At 45.5% G+C, this 23,024-nt stretch carries 23 protein-coding genes; 19 read left to right on the top strand and 4 right to left on the bottom strand.

Features of this window, described 5'->3' with window-relative positions:
- The first annotated feature begins 50 nt into the window (after window positions 1–50).
- The 4 genes from xseB (at window position 51) to folE2 (ending at window position 3,998) form a co-directional block, all read left to right on the top strand.
- Complete coding sequence (xseB, locus tag C2755_RS08370; protein WP_215320832.1) at window positions 51–284, top strand: exodeoxyribonuclease VII small subunit; 234 nt, start codon at window positions 51–53, stop codon at window positions 282–284.
- Complete coding sequence (locus C2755_RS08365) at window positions 285–1,181, top strand: polyprenyl synthetase family protein (protein WP_215320830.1); 897 nt, start codon at window positions 285–287, stop codon at window positions 1,179–1,181.
- 62 nt (window positions 1,182–1,243) lie between these two features.
- Window positions 1,244–3,145: a 1-deoxy-D-xylulose-5-phosphate synthase gene (gene dxs / locus C2755_RS08360; protein WP_215320827.1), complete on the top strand. Its 1,902-nt coding sequence runs from the start codon at window positions 1,244–1,246 to the stop codon at window positions 3,143–3,145.
- Window positions 3,146–3,170: 25 nt separating this feature from the next.
- Window positions 3,171–3,998, top strand: coding sequence for a GTP cyclohydrolase FolE2 (gene folE2, locus C2755_RS08355; protein WP_215320825.1), 828 nt, complete (start codon window positions 3,171–3,173; stop codon window positions 3,996–3,998).
- Window positions 3,999–4,010: 12 nt separating this feature from the next.
- Here folE2 and tsaD read toward each other — a convergent pair whose 3' ends face one another.
- Window positions 4,011–5,084 (bottom strand): tRNA (adenosine(37)-N6)-threonylcarbamoyltransferase complex transferase subunit TsaD, encoded by a 1,074-nt coding sequence (gene tsaD, locus C2755_RS08350; protein ID WP_215320823.1) that lies wholly within the window; start codon window positions 5,082–5,084, stop codon window positions 4,011–4,013.
- Between the two features lie 77 nt (window positions 5,085–5,161).
- Between tsaD and rpsU the strand changes: the two genes are divergently transcribed.
- From rpsU to rpoD, 4 genes are all read left to right on the top strand, one after another.
- Entirely contained in the window at window positions 5,162–5,374 is a 213-nt protein-coding gene (gene rpsU / locus C2755_RS08345; protein WP_011903537.1) for a 30S ribosomal protein S21, read from the top strand.
- A gap of 128 nt (window positions 5,375–5,502) precedes the next feature.
- Window positions 5,503–5,949, top strand: a complete 447-nt coding sequence (locus C2755_RS08340; protein ID WP_215320821.1) for a GatB/YqeY domain-containing protein — start codon at window positions 5,503–5,505, stop codon at window positions 5,947–5,949.
- Between the two features lie 49 nt (window positions 5,950–5,998).
- Window positions 5,999–7,975 carry a DNA primase gene (gene dnaG, locus C2755_RS08335; RefSeq protein ID WP_215320819.1) on the top strand — a complete coding sequence of 659 codons (1,977 nt, stop codon included), beginning with the start codon at window positions 5,999–6,001 and terminating at the stop codon, window positions 7,973–7,975.
- A 234-nt stretch (window positions 7,976–8,209) separates the two neighbouring features.
- The gene (gene rpoD, locus C2755_RS08330; RefSeq protein WP_215320817.1) at window positions 8,210–10,777 is read left to right on the top strand and encodes an RNA polymerase sigma factor RpoD; all 2,568 of its coding nucleotides are present in this window, start codon (window positions 8,210–8,212) and stop codon (window positions 10,775–10,777) included.
- A 29-nt stretch (window positions 10,778–10,806) separates the two neighbouring features.
- On the opposite strand, the gene C2755_RS08325 is transcribed toward rpoD, so the two are convergent.
- From C2755_RS08325 to C2755_RS08315, 3 genes are all read right to left on the bottom strand, one after another.
- On the bottom strand, window positions 10,807–11,211 hold the full coding sequence (locus C2755_RS08325) for a PIN domain-containing protein (RefSeq protein ID WP_072582870.1): 405 nt from the start codon (window positions 11,209–11,211) through the stop codon (window positions 10,807–10,809).
- Window positions 11,201–11,431, bottom strand: a complete 231-nt coding sequence (locus C2755_RS08320; protein WP_072582921.1) for an AbrB/MazE/SpoVT family DNA-binding domain-containing protein — start codon at window positions 11,429–11,431, stop codon at window positions 11,201–11,203. Before C2755_RS08320 ends, C2755_RS08325 begins: the two co-directional genes overlap by 11 nt.
- 694 nt (window positions 11,432–12,125) lie before the next feature.
- Window positions 12,126–13,040 carry a LysR family transcriptional regulator gene (locus C2755_RS08315; RefSeq protein WP_215320815.1) on the bottom strand — a complete coding sequence of 305 codons (915 nt, stop codon included), beginning with the start codon at window positions 13,038–13,040 and terminating at the stop codon, window positions 12,126–12,128.
- 100 nt (window positions 13,041–13,140) lie between these two features.
- On the opposite strand from C2755_RS08315, the gene C2755_RS08310 reads away from it, so the two are divergent.
- The 11 genes from C2755_RS08310 (at window position 13,141) to pcaF (ending at window position 23,021) form a co-directional block, all read left to right on the top strand.
- On the top strand, window positions 13,141–14,286 hold the full coding sequence (locus tag C2755_RS08310) for a muconate/chloromuconate family cycloisomerase (RefSeq protein WP_215320813.1): 1,146 nt from the start codon (window positions 13,141–13,143) through the stop codon (window positions 14,284–14,286).
- A gap of 12 nt (window positions 14,287–14,298) precedes the next feature.
- A complete protein-coding gene (gene catC, locus C2755_RS08305) occupies window positions 14,299–14,589 on the top strand; it encodes a muconolactone Delta-isomerase (RefSeq protein WP_215320811.1) in 291 nt (96 codons plus the stop codon).
- Between the two features lie 66 nt (window positions 14,590–14,655).
- Entirely contained in the window at window positions 14,656–15,576 is a 921-nt protein-coding gene (gene catA, locus C2755_RS08300) for a catechol 1,2-dioxygenase (protein WP_072582873.1), read from the top strand.
- Window positions 15,577–15,619: 43 nt separating this feature from the next.
- Complete coding sequence (benA, locus tag C2755_RS08295) at window positions 15,620–16,990, top strand: benzoate 1,2-dioxygenase large subunit (RefSeq protein WP_215320809.1); 1,371 nt, start codon at window positions 15,620–15,622, stop codon at window positions 16,988–16,990.
- On the top strand, window positions 16,987–17,478 hold the full coding sequence (benB, locus tag C2755_RS08290) for a benzoate 1,2-dioxygenase small subunit (protein ID WP_215320807.1): 492 nt from the start codon (window positions 16,987–16,989) through the stop codon (window positions 17,476–17,478). Before benA ends, benB begins: the two co-directional genes overlap by 4 nt.
- Before the next feature lie 17 nt (window positions 17,479–17,495).
- Window positions 17,496–18,518, top strand: a complete 1,023-nt coding sequence (benC, locus tag C2755_RS08285; RefSeq protein ID WP_215320805.1) for a benzoate 1,2-dioxygenase electron transfer component BenC — start codon at window positions 17,496–17,498, stop codon at window positions 18,516–18,518.
- A complete protein-coding gene (locus tag C2755_RS08280) occupies window positions 18,518–19,303 on the top strand; it encodes a 1,6-dihydroxycyclohexa-2,4-diene-1-carboxylate dehydrogenase (RefSeq protein WP_215322350.1) in 786 nt (261 codons plus the stop codon). The genes benC and C2755_RS08280 overlap by 1 nt, the downstream gene beginning before the upstream one ends.
- Complete coding sequence (locus C2755_RS08275; protein WP_215320803.1) at window positions 19,303–20,502, top strand: benzoate/H(+) symporter BenE family transporter; 1,200 nt, start codon at window positions 19,303–19,305, stop codon at window positions 20,500–20,502. Before C2755_RS08280 ends, C2755_RS08275 begins: the two co-directional genes overlap by 1 nt.
- A complete protein-coding gene (locus C2755_RS08270; RefSeq protein WP_215320801.1) occupies window positions 20,495–21,163 on the top strand; it encodes a 3-oxoacid CoA-transferase subunit A in 669 nt (222 codons plus the stop codon). Before C2755_RS08275 ends, C2755_RS08270 begins: the two co-directional genes overlap by 8 nt.
- A gap of 2 nt (window positions 21,164–21,165) precedes the next feature.
- A complete protein-coding gene (locus C2755_RS08265) occupies window positions 21,166–21,813 on the top strand; it encodes a 3-oxoacid CoA-transferase subunit B (protein WP_215320799.1) in 648 nt (215 codons plus the stop codon).
- Complete coding sequence (pcaF, locus tag C2755_RS08260) at window positions 21,813–23,021, top strand: 3-oxoadipyl-CoA thiolase (RefSeq protein ID WP_215320798.1); 1,209 nt, start codon at window positions 21,813–21,815, stop codon at window positions 23,019–23,021. Before C2755_RS08265 ends, pcaF begins: the two co-directional genes overlap by 1 nt.
- Window positions 23,022–23,024: the final 3 nt, after the last annotated feature.

The following is a 23,024-nucleotide window of genomic DNA, read 5'->3' as shown; positions in this document are numbered from 1 at the left end:
GCTTTAATATATAGGGCTATCCGTGTGGGAAATACGAAGGAATCCAGCTTATGCCAGCCAAGAAGTCAGAGAGTCAAAAACCCGGTCTTGAGGTCCTAATTGACCCCGATTTGCGCTATGAGCAAGCCGTTAAAGAGCTTGAAAAGCTCATTTCCGATATGGAATCTGGCAAATTTTCCCTAGAAGAAACCCTGTTAGCCTATCAACGCGGCGCAGCCTTGCTAAAGCACTGTCAGGGGATGTTGGCCCTGGTTGAGCAACAGGTTCGAGTGTTCGAGGCTTAATTGGGCACTGCTTTTCAATTTCAGGAGTGGATTACTTCTCACTCCGAGCGAGCTGAGTTGGCGTTAGATCGCTTGCTCGATTCCGCCCAAACTACGCCACATCGTTTACATGAGGCTATGCGTTACGCAGCGCAAGGTGGCGGCAAGCGTATTCGCCCCTTATTGGTTTATGCCGCAGGACAACTTGGCAATAACGCCGAAAGTACCGAATCATTGGATGCTGCGGCTGTCGCAATTGAATGTATACATGCTTATTCATTGGTACACGATGATTTGCCATGCATGGATGATGATGAGTTGCGTCGCGGTCGTCCGACAGTGCACAAAGCTTTTGATGAAGCAACAGCATTACTCGTTGGGGATGCATTACAAACGCGCGCTTTTGAAATTTTGGCTAATGCAAATTATGATGCGCAAGTTCGCCTCAACATGATTTCTGCATTAGCGGCTGCCTCAGGCTCCCGCGGCATGGCCGGCGGTCAGGCAATTGATTTAGAAAGTGTTGGCAAGAAATTAGACTTGAATGGTCTAAACCAAATGCATGCTATGAAAACAGGCGCTTTGTTGTCATGCGCCGTGGAATTAGGCGGTATTGCTGCCCGCCTAAAGCCAACGCAAATGGCGCATTTGGGAAATTACTCAAAGTCCCTGGGATTGGCGTTTCAGATTGTGGATGACGTGCTGGACGCCACTGCGGATAGTCACACCTTGGGTAAGACAGCTGGCAAGGATGCCGCTGCCAATAAGCCGACCTACGTGACCTTGATGGGTTTAGACTATGCACAGAAGCAGGCTAAAGAGTTACAAGAAACCGCAATCGCTAGCTTAGATAGCTTTGGTGCATCTGCACAAGCATTAAAAGATTTGGCTCTCTTGGTTGTCAATCGCGGCAAGTAAGAGAGCAATAAGAGAAATAAGAGAAATAAGAGAAATTCATCAGTACAGATTATTTAGGTTCAATGACTTTACATTCCATTAACTCCCCCGACGATCTCAAAAAACTCTCCCGCGAAGAGCTACCGGCTTTAGCGGATGAGTTGCGCGAGTTTGTCTTGGATTCTGTATCCAAGACGGGCGGACATCTGTCGTCCAACTTGGGAACGGTAGAGCTCTCTATTGCCTTGCACTACGTATTTGATACCCCGCACGATCGTATCGTTTGGGATGTTGGACATCAAAGTTACCCACATAAGATTCTGACTGGACGTCGTGAACGTATGGGTAGCTTGCGTCAGCACAAGGGCTTATCAGGCTTTCCGCATCGCTCTGAAAGTGAGTTTGATGCTTTTGGTACCGGCCATTCATCCACTAGTATTTCTGCGGCCATGGGTATGGCGCGTGCGTTTCAAACCAAGGGTGAACGACATGTGGCTGTAGCAGTGATTGGCGATAGTGCCATGACCGGTGGTATGGCTTTCGAAGCCATGAACAATGCTGGTGTGTATGACGACTTACCGCTCGTAGTGATTCTGAATGACAACGACATGTCGATTTCCCCTGCCGTGGGCGCCCTCAATCGCCATCTGGCTAGATTACTTAGTGGCAATATTTATTCGGCGACTAAAAAAGGCATTGATAGTGTTTTATCAATTGCACCCCCTTTGCGTGAATTTGCAAAACGCCTTGAGGATCATGCCAAGGGGATGGTTTCTCCATCAACAATCTTCCAAGAGTTTGGCTTTAATTATTTCGGCCCGATTGATGGCCATGATTTAGACGCCTTGATCCCGATGCTGCAGAACGTGCGTCGCTTAGCTTTAGAAGGTCGTGGTCCGCAGTTCTTGCATGTAGTTACTAAAAAAGGTCAGGGCTATGAGTTAGCTGAGGCCGATCCTGTGCTGTATCACGGTCCTAGTAAATTTAATCCTGAAGAGGGCGTTAAAAAATCAGCTGCCAGCAAAAAAACGTTTACTCAAGTATTTGGTGAGTGGTTATGCGATATGGCGCATGCAGATCCTTTATTGGTTGGCATTACTCCAGCAATGCGAGAGGGTTCCGGCTTGGTTGAGTTTGAGAAGAGCTTCCCTAGGCGTTATTACGACGTCGGTATTGCCGAGCAGCACGCGGTCACTTTTGCAGCCGGTATGGCATGCGAAGGTATGAAGCCAGTGGTGGCGATTTACTCTACTTTCTTGCAGCGCGCGTATGACCAATTGATTCATGATGTGGCGATACAGGATTTGCCGGTGTTGTTTGCATTGGATCGCGCTGGTCTCGTTGGTGCTGATGGTGCTACTCATGCTGGCGCTTATGACATTCCATTCTTACGTTGTATTCCAAATATGCTGGTGATGACGCCGGCAGATGAATCGGAATGCCGCGACTTGTTGACCACTGCCTTTCATCAGCCACATCCAAGCGCGGTGCGCTATCCGCGTGGTGCAGGTGTTGGCACTATCCCGTCTAAAGAATTACGCACTCTGCCATTTGGTAAGGGTGAGATTCGTCGTAAATCCACTGCGCCTGCTGGTCAACGTGTGGCGATATTGGCGTTTGGCACTTTGCTCTACCCAGTGCTTGAAGTGGCCGAAGGGGTTAATGCAACGGTAGCCAATATGCGATTTGTGAAGCCGCTCGATATGGATCTCATCCAATCGTTAGCAGCCGATCATGATTATTTTGTGACGATTGAGGATGGGGCTATTGCTGGCGGTGCTGGCAGTGCTTGTTTAGAAGCGCTCTCGAACCTTGGTATTCAGAAACCCCTCTTGCAATTAGGTCTTCCTGATCAATTTATCGAGCATGGTGACTACAGTCTGCTAATGACCAAGTGTGGCTTGGACGTTGAGGGTATTGCCAACTCTATCAAACAACGTTTTCCAGCAATATTGACCGTAAATTCTGCGCTGGTAGGCAAATAAGCCGGTTTTGCCTGAAAATAGAGCTATGAATGACTTGAATCCCGCATTTCTGAAAGCCAGCGCAATGCCTGACGTGCAATCCACCTTGGATGAGCGCGCACTACCTATTGAGCAAGTTGGCATTCGTGGCGTACGTCATCCACTGACCATTCGTAGCAAGACAGGTAGCTTTCCATCGGTTGGAACTTTTGAGATGGATGTGGCATTACCCGCGCATATAAAGGGTACGCACATGTCACGATTCATGGCGCTTCTCCAAAAACAAGATGCGGCTGTGGATAGCACGACCATTGTTGCCTTGGTACGCGATATGTTGCCTTTGCTCGACGCTAAAGAAGGTCACGTGCAATTTACTTATACGCACTTCGTTAAAAAAGCGGCACCGGTCTCTGGCGTAGAAAGCTTGATGGATTACGAAGTCACTTGGATGGCAACAGCCAAGCAAAATGCAACAGGCGGTTCTGATGTTGAATTGGGTTTGCGTGCACAAGTTCCAGTAATGAGTTTGTGCCCTTGCTCAAAAGAGATTTCTGAGTTCGGCGCCCATAATCAACGTTCGCACGTCACCATGACTGTGGCATTGGATTCCAGAACGCAGATGACGGTGGAGGATTTAGTTGCCGCTGCTGAGAGTGAAGCATCTAGCGAATTGTGGGGATTGCTGAAGCGTCCTGATGAGAAATGGGTTACTGAGCATTCTTATAGCAACCCGAAGTTCGTAGAAGACTTAGTGCGTGATGTGGCCGGCAATCTCAAGGCTGATCAGCGTATTCGCTCTTTCGTAGTGGAGGCTGAGAATTTTGAATCTATTCACAACCACAGTGCATTTGCCAGAATCAGCCATCAGAAATAACAAGCAATAAATCTATTTCAGATTGTTGCTTTGTAAATCCCAGCGGGGTTTGATGTCAAAGGCTCCAGAAGTTGTGGAGCCATTATTTTTTTCGATCATCCGCAGTGCCCCAGCAAAAGCAATCATCACGCCGTTATCGGTGCATAGCTCAAGCGGTGGGTAATGCACCTCAAAACCATTGCGTTTCGCTTTGTCATTGAGTGCGGCGCGTAGTTGCAAATTAGCGCCAACGCCACCTGCGAGCACTAAATGTTTACAACCCGTTTGCTTGAGCGCTTTCTCGGACTTGCTGACAAGAACTGCCACGATGGAGTCAACAAAACTTCTCGCAAGATCCGCATGAAATTGTGCGACCTCTGAAGGATTCGCAATATTTTTTTCTGCAAACTTTTTCACTTGATTGAGGACGGCCGTCTTTAATCCCGAGAAAGAAAAATCTAAATCACCAGAGTGCAGCATGGGTTTAGGTAAATCAAAAATACCTGGGCGACCTTCCTCTGCCAATTTAGAAATAGCTGCGCCACCGGGGTAATCCAGGCCTAGTAATTTGGCCGTCTTATCAAAGGCTTCTCCCGCCGCATCATCCAAGGTTTCGCCAAGGAGCTCGTATTGACCAATTCCGGAGACTTTCATGAGTTGCGTGTGGCCACCAGATACCAGTAGGGCAATAAAGGGAAATTGAGGGGCGGTTTGGCCCAAAAGCGGGGAAAGTAGGTGTCCTTCGAGGTGATGTACCCCTATAGACGGTAAATTGAGGCCTTGGGCTAGGGATTTAGCAAAAGCGCTTCCTACTAGGAGGGCGCCAGCCAATCCGGGGCCCTGAGTGAATGCCACGGCGTCAATATCGGCCAATTTGAGACCAGATTGGGCTAAGGATTGGTCTAAGAGGGGTAAAACACGACGAATATGGTCGCGGGAGGCTAATTCGGGGACAACACCCCCATAGTCCCGGTGCATGGCGATCTGAGAGTGCAAGCCCTGGCCTAATATGCCCTGGAAGGCCGGTTTACCCTCTTCCCAAGGCGTGGTGTTGTATAAAGCCACCCCGGTCTCATCACAAGAAGTTTCTATTCCTAAAACAATCATTTTTTTACTTAGCCGTGCTAGAATCGCAATTCAGTTAATTTTTCGATATCTATCGAGCATATACGAGTTAAATAAGTATGACTACAGTCCGCCTCCGCGAAAACGAACCATTTGAAGTGGCATTGCGCCGTTTTAAGCGCACCATTGAAAAGAATGGCCTTTTGACAGACTTGCGAGCACGCGAGTTCTACGAGAAGCCAACGGCTGAACGTAAGCGCAAGAAAGCTGCAGCTGCTAAACGCCATTACAAGCGTATTCGCAGCCAAATGTTGCCTAAAAAGCTTTACTAATAGAATTTAAAAGCTCTCCTCACCGAGAGGCTTTGAAACCCGCTGACGGTGAAACGCAGCGGGTTTTTGCTTTTTAATCACCATTATTAAATGTTCGACGTTTTATATTCAACACCAGGAATAAAGCCATGAGTCTAAAAGATCAAATCACCGAAGATATGAAAAATGCTATGCGCGCTAAAGAAGTTGAGCGCCTAGGAGCGATTCGTCTTTTGTTGGCGGCGATTAAGCAACGCGAAGTCGATGAGCGCATTGTGGTTGACGATGCTGGTGTGATTGCGACTGTCGAAAAAATGATTAAGCAACGCAAAGATTCGATCTCTCAGTTTGAAAAAGCCAATCGCGACGATTTGGTTGCGATTGAAACTGCTGAGATGGTGATTTTGCAAACCTACTTGCCTGCGCAGTTATCCGATGCTGAAGTAGAGGCTGCAATAGCTGCTGCCGTTGCTTCGACTGGCGCTGTAGGCCCACAGGATATGGGTAAGGTCATTGGCGTACTCAAAGGTCAATTGGCTGGCAAAGCAGATATGGGAAAAGTATCTGGCTTGGTAAAAGCCGCATTGGCGAAGTAAGTAAACTCAGTAGCTAGTCAAGAAAGCAAAATCCTTTCATACTGGCTACATGGCGCTCATTCCACAATCCTTCATTGCCGATCTTTTAAATCGGGTTGATATCGTTGATGTGGTTGGGCAGCACGTTAAGTTAAAAAAAGCGGGCGCGAACTTTCAGGGTTTGTGCCCCTTTCATTCAGAGAAATCCCCCTCCTTTTCGGTATCGCCTACTAAACAGTTTTATCACTGCTTTGGTTGTGGCGCTCATGGCTCTGCCATTAGTTTCTTAATGGAATATTCCGGGCTTGGATATGTGGATGCTATTGAAGATCTTGCGCGTTCCGCAGGCTTGGATGTGCCTCGCGAAGAGCGCACTGCAAATGATGTAGCAAGACAGCAGCAAGCAATGGCATTGAGTGAGGTGATGAGCGCTGCTGCCGATTGGTATCGCCAACAGCTGAAGGGCAACACTAGGGCAGTTGAGTATTTAAAAGGTCGCGGACTTACCGGTGAGATTGCTAAGCGTTATGCCTTGGGTTACGCGCCTGACGGCTGGCAGGGTCTTGAGGCGGTGTTTGGCGCTTACTCCAGCGATGAGATAGCGAAGACCTTGGTGGAAGGCGGCTTGCTTATTCAGGGTGAGCAGTCCGAAGGCGCGAATGTAAAGCGTTACGACCGTTTCCGTGACCGCATTATGTTTCCTATTCGTAATCCCAAAGGTCAAACCATTGGCTTTGGTGGGCGCATTCTGGATCAAGGTGAACCAAAGTATTTAAATTCTCCTGAGACGCCATTGTTTTCTAAAGGCAATACGCTCTATGGCTTGTTTGAGGCCAGACAAGCGATTCGTGCGCAAGAATATGTTTTGGTGTGCGAAGGTTATATGGATGTCGTTGCTTTAGCGCAATTGGGATTCCCTAATGCGGTTGCTACTTTAGGTACAGCTTGTACTGCAAACCATGTGCGCATGCTACTCAGACAAACCGATAAAGTGGTTTTCTCATTTGATGGTGACTCCGCTGGTCAACGTGCTGCGCAACGTGCACTTGAAGCATGTTTGCCCCTCATGTCTGACGATAAAGAAATTCGTTTCTTATTCTTGCCGACAGAGCATGACCCTGATAGCTATGTTCGTGCTTATGGCGCGCCTGCATTTGAAAGGGTCATTAAAGAAGCCATGTCTATCTCTAGCTTCTTCTTTAAGGTTGTTAGTGAAGGTCACGAGCAAACTACCCCAGAAGGTCGAGCCCATACGCATCATGCTGCTAAGCCGCTTTTACTGTCGATGCCCCCCATTGCCTTACGTACGCAAATTTTGCGTGAGCTTGCTATTCGTACCAATACCACCCCTGCGGAACTAGAAGCATTTTGTGGTTTAACAGTAGCGCCTGCACCGGTTCGTCAAACTACGTATCAGCCAGTACAGGCGCGCTATCAAGGTGGACAAGGTAATCAAAGCAACCCAAATAGCCAAAATAATTTTTCTAATAATGGCAATCGTCAGGGCGCCCCTTGGCAAGCATCTAAAGGTTCTGCAAAAAGAGTAGCTGCTCAAAATATTGAACCACCTAAAGCGCCAACCGATTTAGCCGAGCAAATGTTGCGAGTCATTATTCAGTTTCCGCATTTAGGGAAAGCTTTGGATCCAAACAAGCGCGCGCTTGCATTGAAGGCAGCAGAGCAAAGATCAGCAAAAGCCCATGCATTGATGCAAGATCTTTTATCGCAGTGTGATTTGATTGAGCTCATTCCAGGTGAAGGTAATAAACCAGCGATCGCAGGTGCCGGTGCATTTGCGATGTTCCAAGATCAACTCTCTCGTAGCGAGTTGGCTCCTTTGTATGAAGTCTTGAGAAACCGCGTAATGGGCTCTGATTTGGAGTTAGAGGGTGCAGCTGCAGATCTTGAGGGGGCATTCAAAAAACTGGAATTAACCCATCTCAAGCAAGAAATGACCGAAATCGCCCAAAAGATCTCCGGAAGCACTGCTTCTGAGCAAGACAAAGCCCGTTATCGAGAATTGGGCGAAAAGCTGAAATTCTCCTAAGAATTTCCCTAAGCACCTCTAGAAATCCACTGAAATTACCCCATATTTTTAAGTGTTACGGGGGTAAAAAAGTTGCAATCGACTATAATCCTCTGTTCCCAAGAAAAAACCGATTTAATTCAGCCACTTGCGCTTTATTTTGATGAAATTTGGGGTAAGTGGGTAAGTGAATTACTACGGGGCTGTGTTTCATCAGTCGATATCAATAACAGTAATGTGAGTAAGTGCTAATAAATGCCGAATACCAAGACCAAAAAACCAGCTCCAAAAGCGAAAGCTCCAGCTAAACCAATAAAAGCCGCTGCAAAACCTGTGGCCAAAGCAAAAACCCCAGCTAAGCCAGTAAAGGCTGCCGCAAAACCAGTTTCTAAAGCTAAAGCACCAGCCAAGCCTGCTCCAAAAGCGAAAGCTCCTGCTAAACCAGTAAAAGCAGCTGCAAAACCAGCGCCTAAAGCTAAGGCACCTGCTAAGCCAGCTCCAAAAGCTAAGGCACCAGCTAAACCAGTAAAAGCTGCTGCAAAGCCAGCTCCTAAAGCCCCAGCTAAGGCACCAGCAAAACCAATAAAAGCAGTTGTAAAGCCAGTGGCAAAAGTACCTGCAAAGCCGATTGCCAAAGCTCCTGTGAAAGCAGCAAAAGCAGAAGTCAAAGTTGAGTCAGTAAAAAAAGATAAGGTTACGCCTGCACCTGCACCCAAAGCTGAACCAACTAAAGCGGTAAAGGAAACTAAAGAAGCCAAAGGTAAAAAAGCCCAGGTTGCTGAAGTTGAGGTGCCAGCAGTTGAGGAAGAGAAGAAGCGTGGCCGTAAAGCCAAGGCGGATGCCCCTGCAGAAAATGCAGAGCCAGTATTAACGGATCGTCAAAAAGCGCGTGAGCGTAAGGCTAAAGAGAAGGCGCTTTTAAAGGAATTCGCAGCACAGCAATTGGGTACTGAAGAGCAGCAAGAGTTACGTCGTGCTCGTTTGAAGACTTTGATCAAGATGGGTATGTCCAAGGGCTACTTAACCCATGGTGAGATGAATGATGTAATGTCTGACGAGTTGTCTGATGCGGATGCATTAGAGACTTTAATCAGCCTGCTCAATGACATCGGTATTACTGTTTACGAACAAGCGCCCGATGCCGAAACCTTAATCCTGTCTGACAACACAGAAGCTGCAGCTTCCGAAGAAGAGGCTGAAGAAAAGGCTGAAGCTGCTTTATCTACAGTTGATTCAGAATTCGGACGCACTACCGATCCAGTACGTATGTATATGCGTGAGATGGGTACAGTCGATTTGCTAACTCGCGAAGGCGAGATCGTCATTGCGAAGAAGATTGAAGCCGGTCTCAAAGATATGGTGATGGCTTTGGCTGCTTGCCCTGTAACGATTGCGGAGATTCTGAGCAACGTTGACAAGATTGCTAGTGGCGAGATGGAGATTGACCAGTTTGTTGATGGCTTGGTTGATCCAAATGCAGAAGATATTAAGCTTGGACCTGAAGAGCCAGAAATTGATCCGGATGCTGAAGAAGGCGATGAAGAGGGCGGCGAAGACGAAGGCGGCGGCGGTGGTGGCGGTGCTGCAACAGCGAATGCCAAGCAATTAGAAGAGTTAAAGCAGATTTCTTTAGAGAAGTTTGCCATCGTTCGTACACAAGCTGACAAGATGCGCCGTGCGTTTGATAAGGATGGTTATAACTGTCCTGCGTATCTGAAGGCACAAGAAGCAATTCGCGCTGAGTTGCTTGGTTTCCGTTTGACGGCGAAGAGTGTTGAGAAGTTATGCGACACCATGCGTTCCCAAGTGGACCAGGTATGGAAACTTGAGCGTGGCATCGTTAGCCTGTTGGTGGACAAAGTCGGCGTTAATCGTAGCGAAGTATTAAAAGACTTCCCTAAGATGTCTATGAATTTGACTTGGACTGAGAAGTTGCTTAAAGAGAACAAGCCTTACAGCGCGCTCTTGGAGCGTAACGTCCCTGCAATTCAAGAATTGCAACAGAAGTTGATTGATATTCAGAAGAATGTCGTTATTCCACTTCCAGAATTAAAAGAAGTAAACAAGCAGATGATCGCTGGCGAGAAGCGTGCCCGTGAAGCGAAACGTGAGATGACAGTAGCCAACTTACGCTTGGTAATCTCCATCGCTAAGAAATACACCAACCGTGGCCTGCAGTTCTTGGACTTGATTCAAGAAGGCAACATCGGCTTGATGAAAGCGGTAGATAAGTTTGAATACCGTCGTGGCTATAAGTTCTCCACCTATGCAACATGGTGGATTCGTCAGGCGATTACTCGCTCTATCGCTGACCAGGCACGTACGATCCGTATCCCTGTTCACATGATCGAGACGATCAACAAGATGAACCGTATCAGCCGTCAGATCTTGCAAGAAACTGGTCATGAGCCAGATGCAGCAACTTTGGCGCTGAAGATGGAGATTCCTGAAGACAAGATTCGCAAGATCATGAAGATTGCTAAAGAGCCTATCTCTATGGAGACACCAATTGGTGACGATGAAGATTCTCATTTGGGCGACTTCATTGAAGACGGCAATACCTTGGCTCCAGCAGAAGCAGCATTGCATGACTCTATGCGTGATGTGGTGAAAGACGTTCTCGATTCATTGACACCACGCGAAGCAAAAGTATTGCGTATGCGCTTTGGTGTTGAGATGAGCACTGACCACACTCTCGAAGAAGTCGGCAAGCAGTTTGACGTGACTCGTGAGCGTATCCGTCAGATCGAAGCTAAGGCCCTGAGAAAAATGCGTCACCCAAGCCGTAGCGATAAACTCAAGACCTTCCTCGAGGAAGATTGATTGTCTAGCACTTCGATATCGTGAGTCCTTTATAAAAAAGGATTCACGATCTGCAGTCTCTTATCAATTACTTGCCGGTGCTGCATATCTTCTGAGTACAGTTTTTCGCATCCTGCTTGCAAAGCCGCAGCAATAATCATTGAATCATAGTGATGGTATCCATATCGCCTGGACACCATCAATCCAGTTTCAAAAGTATCTATGTCAAGCGATCTTACGTTGAATGTAGACGTAAATAAATCTAAGAATTCATCCAGCTCACTATTAGATATTTTTATTTTTCTAATGCTAGCAGAAGTAAATTCATTAAGCACTTGAACGCTTATTACGTTCGATTGCTGTAAATTTTTAGTAACCCAGTCTGCTTTTTTGGTATCTGATGACAGTAAATAAAGTAGGGTATTGGTATCAAAAAATATCTTCTTAGCGTTCATTCAATTCAGATCTATCAAAGTGAAAATCAGCGGGCATGCGACCACGAAATTTTCTCAAACTTTGAAGCCTATCCTGCAGGGAAGGTTTCTTCTTAACTTGGAAATGCTTTTTATCCGCAACATGGACCTCAATGTCATCCCCTTCTTTTAGCTCTAAAAATTCGACCACTTGAGCTGGTAGACGAATGGCAAGGCTGTTCCCCCATTTTGATACGACCATGATTTTCATCTCCTTTAGATATACATATAATAATGTATATCTAAATAAAAACCAACATTTCAGTAAGTGCATACCAATCAATCATTTGAAGAGCCCCTTCAATTACAATGAGTGGTTAGGGCCCATAGCTCAGTTGGTTAGAGCAGAGGACTCATAAGAAAGAAGCCCTAGGGGTCTTGAAGTTAAGACCTCAATAGATTCAAGAGGTTAGTGGTGAATTTGGTGGTTAAAATTCACTACACACCACTTACACACCGAAGCAAAAACCGAGGTGTGTAGTAAATGCGGTTTTAGTGTGGTTTTGCAGTGGTAAGCACCAGCAGTAAGGTGTGTAGTAAACGTATCGATTTAGGGCCCATAGCTCAGTTGGTTAGAGCAGAGGACTCATAGCGAAAGTTGTGCCTTATGCGTGGAAACTGCATAAGGGATGGTGTCAAATTCGGAGAAAGCTAAATGTAGCCAAAAGCTGCACAAGCTAACGCCGAGCCAAGCTTCAGCGTGAAAGTGCTGTTGAAGGTGTAGAGACTAGACGGCACCCATCTAAGTTGAGCAATCGATATGATGAAGGCATAGTCCAGGGAGTTAGGAAACTAATACAAACCGGAATCCTTTGGTCCCAGGTTCAAGTCCTGGTGGGCCCACCAGAAAAGCAGGCCCTCATCAGCAATGGTGAGGGTTTTGTCTTTTAGAGTTTTTAAAGTTCTTCTCTGGTGTATGGGATGCCTTCTTCATCGTAGATGCAATAAATTAAATCAAGCATTGCCTTAATTTCTTCAGACTTATCCATTGATCTAGTGCTCATGATGATGGGGGAGTAGGCATGCTTTTCATTTAATTCTAGATATACAACGTCATCACGTTTCATGCCCTGCAAGCTAAATGGAACAATGGATACACCTTCGCCTGCAGCAACAAGGCCAATGGCTATTTGTAATTCTCGAACTTCAATAATCTTTTTGGGATGAACATCCCTTTCTTTGAAACCATTTAATACTTGGTCTGCGTAACTAGGACGGGGATTTTTTGGAAAGACAATGAGATTTTCATCGGCTAGGTCTTTTAAGTTGATGGGCTTGTTTGATTTTGATAGTGAGTGCTCATAAGGAACTGCAGCAATGAGTTTTTCCTCCCTCAATACAATCCGTCTGATATTGGCGTCTTCATGACGTACTCTTCCAAAGCCAATATCAATCTTTCCATCTTTCAAAGCTTTGAGCTGTTCCATTGTTGTCATTTCATACATCCGCAATTCAATGGAATTAAATTTGGCTCGATATTTTCTAATAATTTTCGGAAGTTTTCCGTAGAGCGTTGATGCAACAAAACCGACATTCAGAATTCGGTTGATATTGCCAACCCGTTGAGTCATGGCCTTGAGCTCGCCAGTTCTAGCTAAAACCTGTTTGGCATGCTCATAGAAAAAGTTGCCCGCGTCTGTCAGCTTGAGGGGTCGAGAGTTCCTAACAAACAGAGTTACGCCCAACTCTTCTTCGAGTTGTTGGATCTGTCTGCTCAAGGGCGGCTGTGCAATGAACAGTTTTTCAGAAGCTCTAGTGAAGTTCTTTTCTTCTGCAACAGCAACAAAGTAGCGTAGGTGTCTTAATTCCATATGTATACCTTTTAAGTATCAAAAGGATACCAAATCAGTCTTGGACTCGTCAAAAAGACCTGTTTAGAGTTCATTTATCGAAAAACTATACGAAATAGATATGATCAAATCAGTAGAAACCCTAATAGTTGATGTGCCGACTATCCGCCCACACAGGTTATCTGTGGCCACGATGAATGCCCAGGCTCTTGTTTTGGTGCGCATTCTTTGTAATGACGGTATTGAGGGATGGGGTGAGGCTACCACTATTGGTGGCTTGAACTACGGTGAAGAAAGTCCTGAGAGTATCAAGATAAACATTGATACCTATTTTGCTCCGCTCATTATTGGGATGAAGGCTGACCAGGTTGCTAAGGTCATGCATAAGTTGCGTACCACTATTCAAGGTAACCGTTTTGCAAAATGCGCAATTGAAACTGCGTTATTGGATGCACAAGGCAAGCGTTTAGGCATTCCAGTTAGTGAATTGCTTGGCGGTCGAGTTCTTGATCAGTTGCCTGTAGCTTGGACTCTAGCAAGCGGTAGTACTGATAAAGATATCGCTGAAGCGGAGAAGATGATTGCACTGCGCCGTCACAATATCTTCAAATTAAAGATTGGCTTACGTTCAGTCCAAGCTGACGTAGAGCATGTCTTGGCAATCAAAAAAGCACTGGGCCCAGATATTAGTGTTCGTGTAGACGTAAACCAGGCTTGGAGCGAGTTAAATGCAGTTAAAGGTATTGCAGCACTGCAAGCTGGCGGCATTGATTTAATTGAACAGCCAGTTAAAGCAATTCATAAAGCCAGCATGGCTCGCCTGACCAATCAATTTGATGTTGCCATCATGGCCGATGAGGCATTGCATGGTCCTAGTGATGCATTAGAGCTTGCCAATAAATATGCAGCAGATGTATTCGCTGTGAAGATTAATCAATCCGGCGGCTTGTTTCCAGCGCTTCAAGTAGCAACTATTGCTGAGCTGTCTGGTATCAGCTTGTATGGTGGAACCATGCTTGAGGGTGCAGTAGGAACTGCTGCCTCTGCCCACGTATTTTCAACATTCAATGACCTTGCCTTCGGCACAGAGTTATTTGGACCCTTATTGCTTACTGAGGAAATCTTGGTTGAGCCACTGGTCTACAAGGATTTCAGCTTGCAAGTACCAACTGGCCCAGGCCTTGGTATCCAGCTCGATATAGAAAAAATAAATTATTTAAAGCGTCAACAAGGTCATTCCGATCAAGTTGATTTGATAACTGCCTAAATAGGAGACAGCATGTTATTTCACGTACGTATGAATGTAAATTTGCCACCGGACATGCCGGTAGCAGAAGCGACAGCCTTAAAGACAAAAGAAAAAGAGATTGCACAAGGCTTGCAATCATCTGGCAAGTGGCGTCACTTATGGCGTATTGCAGGTCAGTACGCAAATATCAGCATTTTTGATGTTGAGAGCGTAGATGAGTTGCATACAGCAATTTCCACACTGCCACTCTTCCCATATATGCAAATTGAAGTAATGCCTTTATGTAGACATCCATCTTCTATAAGAGGAGATGACAGTTAATCCATTGAAAACTCAACTCAACAACATTGAAATTTAGTAAATCAAATTAATTATTAAGGATACAAAATGAAACATACAGAAATTGAAAAATTAGCAAAAGAATGGATCGTAGATGCAGCGGATTCTCCTGCCAATCCGCGAGTTCAGGCAATTACTCTTCGCCTGGTGACTGATTTATGCAAAGCGATTGAAGACTTAGATATCACCCCAACAGAGTTTTGGAAAGGTTTAGAGTATTTCTCAGAAGCCGGTGCCCGTAATGAATTGGGTCTTTTAGCCCCCGGTATTGGTCTAGAGCGCTTCTTAGATATACGTTCCGATGAGGCTGATGAGAAGGCTGGCCTGGCAGGCGGAACTCCCCGCACAATTGAAGGCCCTTTGTATGTTGCCGGCGCTCCAGAGTCTAAAGGTTTTGCTCGAATGGATGATGGCTCTGAAGTGGATAAAGCTGATCCACTGTTTATGCAGGGCACAGTTTTTGGCGCGGATGGTAAGCCATTAGCTAATGCAAAGGTGGAAATGTGGCATGCCAATACATTGGGTGGCTATTCATTCTTTGACAAGACTCAGCCTGCGTATAACTTACGTCGCACGATCATCACTGATGAGAATGGTCGTTATGCCATGCAAAGCATCGTGCCAAATGGTTACGGATGCCCTCCGGATGGGTCTACCCAAGCATTATTGAATCTATTGGGTCGCCATGGCCAGCGTCCGGCGCACGTGCACTATTTTGTGACGGCACCTGGTCATAGAAAGTTAACTACTCAAATCAATATTGATGGTGACAAGTACCTCTGGGATGACTTCGCTTTTGCTAGTCGTGAAGGTTTGGTACCGCCACTAGTTCGTGTAAGTGATCCAGCTGAAATGAAGGCAAAAGGTGTGAGTAAGCCTTATGTATCCATTGATTTTGATCTTCATTTAGTGGTTGAGAAGCCTGGAGCTGCTTCAGGAATTGTTGATAGAGCCCACTTCGCTGCGTAATTTGAATTTGGGGTGCTTGCACCCCCTTCATAAAGGATAAAAAATGATCCCAATTCATGTAGATAACAGTCCAAAACTCAAAAGCCTTGATGAATTCTTAATTGAGGATAAGGAGAAGGGCGACTATCGTCTTCACCGTAGTGCTTTTACCGATAAAGATTTGTTTGAATTAGAGATGAAGCACATCTTTGAGGGTAATTGGATTTATTTGGCGCACGAAAGTCAAATCCCAAACATCAATGATTACTACTCTACCTATATTGGTAGTCAGCCAATCTTCATTTCTCGTAATCGTCAGGGTGAACTGAACGCCATGATGAATGCTTGTAGCCATCGTGGCGCTCAGTTGTGTCGTCATAAGCGCGGCAACAAGGCTACTTTCACTTGCCCATTCCACGGCTGGACATTTAATAACAGCGGAAAGCTCTTGAAGGTAAAAGATCCAGAGGAGGCCGGCTACCCAGAGTGCTTTAACAAGGAAGGCTCACACGATCTCAAGAAGGTGCCTAAGTTTGAAAGCTATCGCGGCTTCTTATTTGGTAGCTTGAATGATGATGTTGCCCCTTTAAAGGACTTTTTGGGTGAAGCCGCCAAGATCATTGACATGATTGTGGATCAATCTGCTGATGGACTCGAAGTATTGAAGGGCGCTTCAACTTATACCTTTAACGGTAATTGGAAGCTTCAGGCAGAAAACGGTGCTGATGGTTATCACGTATCTGCTGTTCATTGGAATTACGCTGCAACTACCAACCATCGTAAAGAGCAAGAAGCAATTCGCGAGGACAACATCAAGGCGATGGATGCTGGTAAGTGGGGTAAGCAGGGTGGTGGCTTCTATTCATTTGATCACGGCCATATGCTCCTCTGGACAAAGTGGGCTAATCCACAGGACCGGCCAAATTTCCCGAGGCACCAGGAATTTTCCGATAAGTTTGGCAAACCAATTGCTGACTGGATGATTGAACGCTCTAGAAATCTTTGTTTATATCCAAACGTGTACCTAATGGATCAGTTTGGCTCCCAAATTCGCGTGCTGCGCCCATTGGCTGTTGATAAAACTGAAGTCACTATCTACTGTATTGCTCCTAAAGGCGAATCAGCAGAAGCACGCTCTAGAAGAATCCGTCAATACGAAGACTTCTTTAACGTGAGCGGTATGGCTACTCCAGATGACTTAGAAGAGTTTAGAGCTTGCCAGGAAGGCTTTGCTGCAAAGACGATCGAGTGGAACGATATGTGTCGTGGTTCAGAGCATTGGATTGACGGCGCTGACGATGCGGCTAAAGAAATTGGACTAAAGCCCGTATTGAGCGGTCTAAAAACTGAAGATGAGGGCCTGTACACAGTTCAGCATCGCTATTGGCTTGAAACAATGAAAAAAGCAGTTGAGCAAGAGCAGGTGAGCGCATGAAAACGATCTCCATATTAGATATCAATGCATTTTTGTATTACGAGAGTCGCCTATTGGACGATGAGCAGTGGGATGAGTGGCTTAATTGCTATAGCCCAGACGCTGAATTTTGGATGCCTTCCTGGGACGATAACGATGAGTTGGTAACAAATCCACAAGAAGAAATTTCTTTGATTTATTACCCAAATCGTCAAGGCCTTGAGGATCGTGTATTCCGTATTAAGACTGAACGCTCAAGCGCAACCATGCCTGATACCAGAACCTGTCACAACATTACTAATGTTGAGTTAGAGAAGCGTGATGGTGATATTTGTACGATTCGCTTTAATTGGCACACCCTAAGTCATCGATACAAAACCAACTACAGCTACTTTGGTATGTCTCGTTATGTAATCGACTTCTCTGGCGATAAGCCAATCATTTTGAACAAATACATCGTTCTTAAAAATGATTACATCAGTCAAGTCATTGATATCTATCACATTTAATACATCGGCGGAATGCTATGAGCTATAACATCGCACTACAGTTTGAAGACGGGGTAACTCGCTTTATCTCCTGCAACGAAGGCGAAAAACTTTCTGATGCTGCATATCGTCAGAAAGTGAATATTCCGCTTGATTGCAGGGATGGGGCTTGTGGTACCTGCCGTGGTTTATGTGAATCTGGTGATTACGATCTACCTGAGTCTAGTTATATAGAGGATGCACTTACTCCGGAAGAAGCTGCTCAGCGTCAGATCCTGGCTTGTCAGATGAAGCCCAAGTCGGATTGTGTGGTGAAGATTCCCGCATCATCTGCCGCATGTAAGACTGGATCTTCATCATTCCCAGGCAAGATTGCACAGATTGAAAAACTATCGAACTCAACAATTGGGTTCTCAATTGAGCTTGATGATCCTGCTTCTTTAACGTTCCTACCTGGCCAATATGTCAATGTGCAAATTCCAGGAACAGACTTAACGCGGGCCTATTCTTTTAGCTCTCCGCCAGGCGCATCCATTGCATCTTTTGTAGTGCGTAATGTCCCTGATGGTCGTATGAGTCAGTATCTAGCAGACATTGGTAAGTCAGGCGATGCGATTTCATTTGCCGGACCAAATGGTAGTTTCTATCTGCGCGAAGTTAAGCGTCCGGTGTTATTTCTCGCTGGTGGAACAGGTATTGCACCATTTTTATCGATGCTGGACTCTTTGGCTGCATCGGGATCTGCGCATCCAATCAAGATGGTATTCGGTGTGACAAATGATATGGACTTGGTAGCCCTAGATCAGCTCGAAGCCATGAAAACAAAGCTGCCTGGTTTTGAGTACCGAACAGTAGTAGCTTCTCCTGAAAGTGCTCATGATCGCAAGGGCTATGTCACAGAGCATATTGAAAGCGAATGGCTAAATCAGGGCGACGTGGATGTCTACTTATGTGGTCCTGTAGCCATGGTGGATGCTGTAAGAAATTGGTTGGCTGGAGCGGGTGTTACCCCAGCAAATTTCCTGTTTGAGAAATTCTCTCCAAGTGCTGTAGGTGCATGATGACTCAGGCGCTAAGATTTAAGAATAAAGTTGCTATTGTCACGGGTGCTGCTCAGGGGATTGGCGAAGGTGTAGCAATTGCCTTAGCCAAAGAGGGTGCAAAGGTTGTTTTGGCTGACCGCTCTGATCTAGTTGATGAGGTGGCAAAGAAGCTAGGTAAGCTAAAAGCAAAGTCTTTGACGGTTAAAGTTGATTTAGAGACCTATGCTGGTGCTACCAAACTAGTTTCCGAGGCAGTAAAGGCATTTAAAAAGATCGACATTATTGTTAATAACGTCGGTGGCACTATTTGGGCAAAGCCTTACGAGAACTATGATGAAGATCAAATAGAAGCAGAGATTCGTCGCTCCTTGTTTCCAACCTTATGGTGTTGTAGGGCTGTATTACCAGTGATGATTAAGCAACAGCATGGCGTTGTCGTAAATATTTCTTCTATTGCCACTCGCAGTATTCACCGCATTCCATATGCCGCAGCAAAAGGCGGAGTAAATGCGATGACTGCTAGCTTAGCATTTGAGCATGCTAAAGATGGTATTCGCTTTAATGCCGTCGCCACTGGTGGAACTGAAGCTCCTCCGAGAAAAATTCCCCGAAACAAGAATAAATTATCCAAGCAAGAAGAGGTTTGGTATCAAGGGATCATTGACCAAACGATTGATTCCAGTTTGATGCATCGGTATGGAACAATTGAGGAGCAGGTAAGGGCGATTTTGTTCCTGGCTTCTGATGAGTCATCTTATATCACTGGCACAGTATTACCGGTTGGTGGCGGAGATTTGGGCTAATGAAGCGCGCCTTTTTCGAAGATATTTCACCCTCTTCAATTACGGCTGGATTTCTAGTTGTATTGATTTCATATGCTGGGCCGATGCTGATATTTTTTCAGGCCGCATCTCTAGCTCAGGTATCTAATGAAGTTCTATCTTCTTGGGTATGGGCGGTATCGTTTGGTGGTGGCATTTCCGGGATTTATCTCAGTTGGAAATATAAGATGCCGATCATTACTGCTTGGTCCGCTCCTGGCGCTGCTCTCTTAATCACCTTATTTCCGCATATGTCGGTCAATGAGGCAATTTCTTCTTATATCACTGCCGCAATGATCATTCTATTGATTGGCATTACGGGTACCTTTGACAAGCTAATAAAGCATATACCCAAGGGAATAGCAGCTGGAATGATGGCGGGCATTCTGTTTCAGTTTGGTATCAATATATTTAAATCTGTATCAACCATGCCTGCCTTGGCTTTATCGATGATTGGAATTTATCTGATATTCAAAAGGCTGATACCAAAATTCGCGATCTTAGTTGTTTTATTTTCAGGAATCGGGCTGGCATATCTCATTGGTGATGTTAATCCAGATAATTTCAGGCTAGCTTTGGCGCATCCAACATTCATAGCTCCTGTGTGGACATGGGAATCCACATTCAGCTTTGCAATACCGTTAGTTCTAGTAAGTTTGACTGGTCAATACTTGCCGGGAATGGCAATCCTCAAGTTATCGAACTATCACGTGCCCGCTAAGCCCATTATTACTTTTACAAGCTTCATGTCACTGGTAACCGCATTCTTTGGTGGCATTACTACTACGACTGCAGCGATTACGGCAACCCTATGTACAGGCAAAGAAGCTAACGAAGATCCAAACAAGCGATATGTTGCAGGCATTTTCAGCGGCGTTTTCTTTTTAATTGGCGGTTCCTTAGCAGGTTCAATCGTTCTCATTTTTACCAGTCTTCCAAAAGAGCTTATCGCGCTTTTGGCTGGCTTGGCTTTACTTGGCGCAATCGTCACTAGCCTCATGAGCACTTTAGAGGAGCCTGATCATCGTGAGGCTGCCGCAATTACATTTTTAGCAACTGCATCTGGCATGACTTTTTTAGGTCTCGGATCAGCATTCTGGGGAATTGTGATTGGATCTATTGCATATGTTGTTTTTGATAAAGATTTATTGAATTTAAAGAGTAAAGAAAAGAATGATTGATAAAACATCGGCTTCAATATATGAAGCTATAAAACAAATCAAAGATGGCTCAACCGTCATGATTGGGGGCTTTGGGACGGCTGGTCAGCCTGCGCAGTTAATTGATGCTTTGATTGAGCATGGAGCCAAAGGGCTAACAGTAGTAAATAACAATGCTGGAAATGGTGATCTTGGCTTAGCTGCCTTATTAAAAGCGGGGCAAGTAAAGAAGATTATCTGTTCATTTCCAAGGCAATCTGACTCTTATGAGTTTGATAAGTTGTACTACGCCAAAAAAATTGAACTCGAATTAGTCCCGCAAGGTAACTTAGCAGCCCGCGTTCAAGCGGCAGGAGCTGGTCTTGGTGCTATCTATACCCCAACAGGATTTGGCACCCTCTTGGCTGAAGGCAAAGAAAGCAAAGTGATTAATGGCAAAGGCTATGTTCTTGAGTATCCGATTCATGCTGATTTCGCTCTTATTAAAGCTTTCAAAGGTGATCGTTGGGGCAATCTTACTTATCGAATGAGTGCTAGAAATTTCGGTCCCATTATGGCGACCGCAGCTAAATGCACCATCGCGCAGGTAAATGAAGTGGTGCCATTGGGGGATATTGATCCCGAGCATGTTATTACACCAGGCATTTTTGTGAAGCACGTTGTTGCTGTGAAAGGGAAATAAAAATGGCATACCAACGTTTAACTAGAGAGCAAATTGTACAAAGAGTGGCCCAAGATATTCCGGAGGGCTCTTACGTTAATTTAGGTATTGGGTTGCCTACCAAGATTGCTAATTACCTTGATGCCGATAAAGAAATATTTTTACAAAGCGAGAATGGTGTTCTTGGCATGGGTCCAGCTCCAGCTAAGGGGGATGAAGATTCTGATTTGATCAACGCAGGGAAAGAATTTATCACCCTATTAAAGGGCGGCTCCTATTTCCATCATGGCGATTCGTTCACGATGATGCGGGGTGGGCATATTGATATTTGTGTGTTGGGAGCATTCCAAGTTGCTCAAAATGGCGATTTAGCAAATTGGCATACAGGTTCACCAGACGCCATTCCAGCCGTAGGTGGAGCAATGGATTTGGCAATTGGCGCTAGAAACGTGTTTGTCACTATGGAGCACGTAACTAAGAATGGTGAAGCTAAGATTGTGGAGCAATGTTCTTATCCGCTCACTGGGATGGCTTGTGTAAACCGTATCTACACAGATCTTGCCGTTATTGATGTAACGCCAAACGGTTTGATTGTGAGTGAAATGGTTCCTGGACTTACCTTGGATGAGTTGCAGAAGCTCACCGACGCACCTTTATCAATGGCTGAATAATGAAAAATACTGTAAACGCATATATTTGTGACGCTATCAGAACCCCTTTTGGTAGATATGGTGGCTCACTGGCTACTTTAAGGGCAGATGATCTAGCTGCCCTCCCAATTCAAGCATTGATGATGCGCAATATTGTGGATTGGTCTGCGCTAGACGATGTCATTCTGGGTTGTGCGAACCAAGCTGGTGAAGATAACCGCAACGTCGCAAGAATGGCTGCATTGTTAGCTCGTCTGCCTGTCGAAGTTCCTGGTTCTACCGTTAATAGGTTATGTGGATCTAGCCTTGATGCAATTGGTATTGCTGCAAATGCTATTAAAGGGGGCGGCAATCACTTGATGATCGCTGGTGGCGTAGAAAGTATGTCGCGTGCTCCATTCGTGATGGGTAAGGCTGATTCCGCATACTCGCGTACTGCAAGGATTGAAGATACAACCATTGGTTGGCGCTTTATTAACCCGCTCATGAAAGCACATCATGGCGTGGATTCAATGCCAGAGACGGCTGAAAATGTAGCTGAAGATTTTAGGATTTCCCGTGCTGATCAAGATCTGTTTGCGTTCACCAGTCAGCAACGTACCGCTAAAGCGCAAGAAGCGGGAATTTTTGATGATGAAATCATCCCCGTCAATATCCCTCAGAAAAAGGGTGACCCCGTTGTATTTGCAAAAGATGAGCATCCACGTTTAACAACATTAGAAACGCTAGCCTCTTTGAAAAGTATTGTGAAGCAGGGCGGTACTGTTACGGCCGGAAACGCTTCAGGCGTTAATGATGGCGCTTGCGCTTTGCTCATGGCATCAGATGTGGGTATTAAGCAGCATTCTCTAGCTCCAAAAGCGCGTGTAGTTGCAGTTGCTGCAGCAGGTGTTGCTCCACGAATTATGGGATTTGGTCCATCACCCGCAGTCAAGAAAGTATTAGAGAAGTCGGGTTTAAAGCTAAGCCAAATGGATGTGATTGAGTTAAATGAGGCCTTTGCTTCTCAAGCCTTGGCGGTCACTCGTGATCTTGGTCTTCCAGACAATACGGCGCACGTTAATCCAAATGGTGGCGCTATTTCTCTGGGGCATCCCTTGGGCGCATCAGGCGCAAGACTGGTCACAACGGCAATGTACCAACTCATACGTACCAAAGGCAGGTATGCACTGTGCACTATGTGTATTGGCGTTGGGCAGGGTATAGCCATGATTATTGAACGAGTTTAGGAG

This window comes from Polynucleobacter sp. MWH-S4W17 (assembly GCF_018687535.1).
GTDB lineage: Bacteria > Pseudomonadota > Gammaproteobacteria > Burkholderiales > Burkholderiaceae > Polynucleobacter.
This window is presented reverse-complemented; position numbering and strand designations above follow the sequence as displayed.

Bases quoted from the DNA above. Each gene is read 5' to 3' on its own strand.
- xseB (WP_215320832.1), top strand. From the start codon at position 51: ATGCCAGCCAAGAAGTCAGAGAGTCAAAAACCCGGTCTTGAGGTCCTA.
- dxs (WP_215320827.1), top strand. From the start codon at position 1,244: ATGACTTTACATTCCATTAACTCCCCCGACGATCTCAAAAAACTCTCC.
- folE2 (WP_215320825.1), top strand. From the start codon at position 3,171: ATGAATGACTTGAATCCCGCATTTCTGAAAGCCAGCGCAATGCCTGAC.
- tsaD (WP_215320823.1), bottom strand. From the start codon at position 5,084: ATGATTGTTTTAGGAATAGAAACTTCTTGTGATGAGACCGGGGTGGCT.
- rpsU (WP_011903537.1), top strand. From the start codon at position 5,162: ATGACTACAGTCCGCCTCCGCGAAAACGAACCATTTGAAGTGGCATTG.
- C2755_RS08340 (WP_215320821.1), top strand. From the start codon at position 5,503: ATGAGTCTAAAAGATCAAATCACCGAAGATATGAAAAATGCTATGCGC.
- dnaG (WP_215320819.1), top strand. From the start codon at position 5,999: ATGGCGCTCATTCCACAATCCTTCATTGCCGATCTTTTAAATCGGGTT.
- rpoD (WP_215320817.1), top strand. From the start codon at position 8,210: ATGCCGAATACCAAGACCAAAAAACCAGCTCCAAAAGCGAAAGCTCCA.
- C2755_RS08325 (WP_072582870.1), bottom strand. From the start codon at position 11,211: ATGAACGCTAAGAAGATATTTTTTGATACCAATACCCTACTTTATTTA.
- C2755_RS08320 (WP_072582921.1), bottom strand. From the start codon at position 11,431: ATGGTCGTATCAAAATGGGGGAACAGCCTTGCCATTCGTCTACCAGCT.
- C2755_RS08315 (WP_215320815.1), bottom strand. From the start codon at position 13,040: ATGGAATTAAGACACCTACGCTACTTTGTTGCTGTTGCAGAAGAAAAG.
- C2755_RS08310 (WP_215320813.1), top strand. From the start codon at position 13,141: ATGATCAAATCAGTAGAAACCCTAATAGTTGATGTGCCGACTATCCGC.
- catC (WP_215320811.1), top strand. From the start codon at position 14,299: ATGTTATTTCACGTACGTATGAATGTAAATTTGCCACCGGACATGCCG.
- catA (WP_072582873.1), top strand. From the start codon at position 14,656: ATGAAACATACAGAAATTGAAAAATTAGCAAAAGAATGGATCGTAGAT.
- benA (WP_215320809.1), top strand. From the start codon at position 15,620: ATGATCCCAATTCATGTAGATAACAGTCCAAAACTCAAAAGCCTTGAT.
- benB (WP_215320807.1), top strand. From the start codon at position 16,987: ATGAAAACGATCTCCATATTAGATATCAATGCATTTTTGTATTACGAG.
- benC (WP_215320805.1), top strand. From the start codon at position 17,496: ATGAGCTATAACATCGCACTACAGTTTGAAGACGGGGTAACTCGCTTT.
- C2755_RS08280 (WP_215322350.1), top strand. From the start codon at position 18,518: ATGACTCAGGCGCTAAGATTTAAGAATAAAGTTGCTATTGTCACGGGT.
- C2755_RS08275 (WP_215320803.1), top strand. From the start codon at position 19,303: ATGAAGCGCGCCTTTTTCGAAGATATTTCACCCTCTTCAATTACGGCT.
- C2755_RS08270 (WP_215320801.1), top strand. From the start codon at position 20,495: ATGATTGATAAAACATCGGCTTCAATATATGAAGCTATAAAACAAATC.
- C2755_RS08265 (WP_215320799.1), top strand. From the start codon at position 21,166: ATGGCATACCAACGTTTAACTAGAGAGCAAATTGTACAAAGAGTGGCC.
- pcaF (WP_215320798.1), top strand. From the start codon at position 21,813: ATGAAAAATACTGTAAACGCATATATTTGTGACGCTATCAGAACCCCT.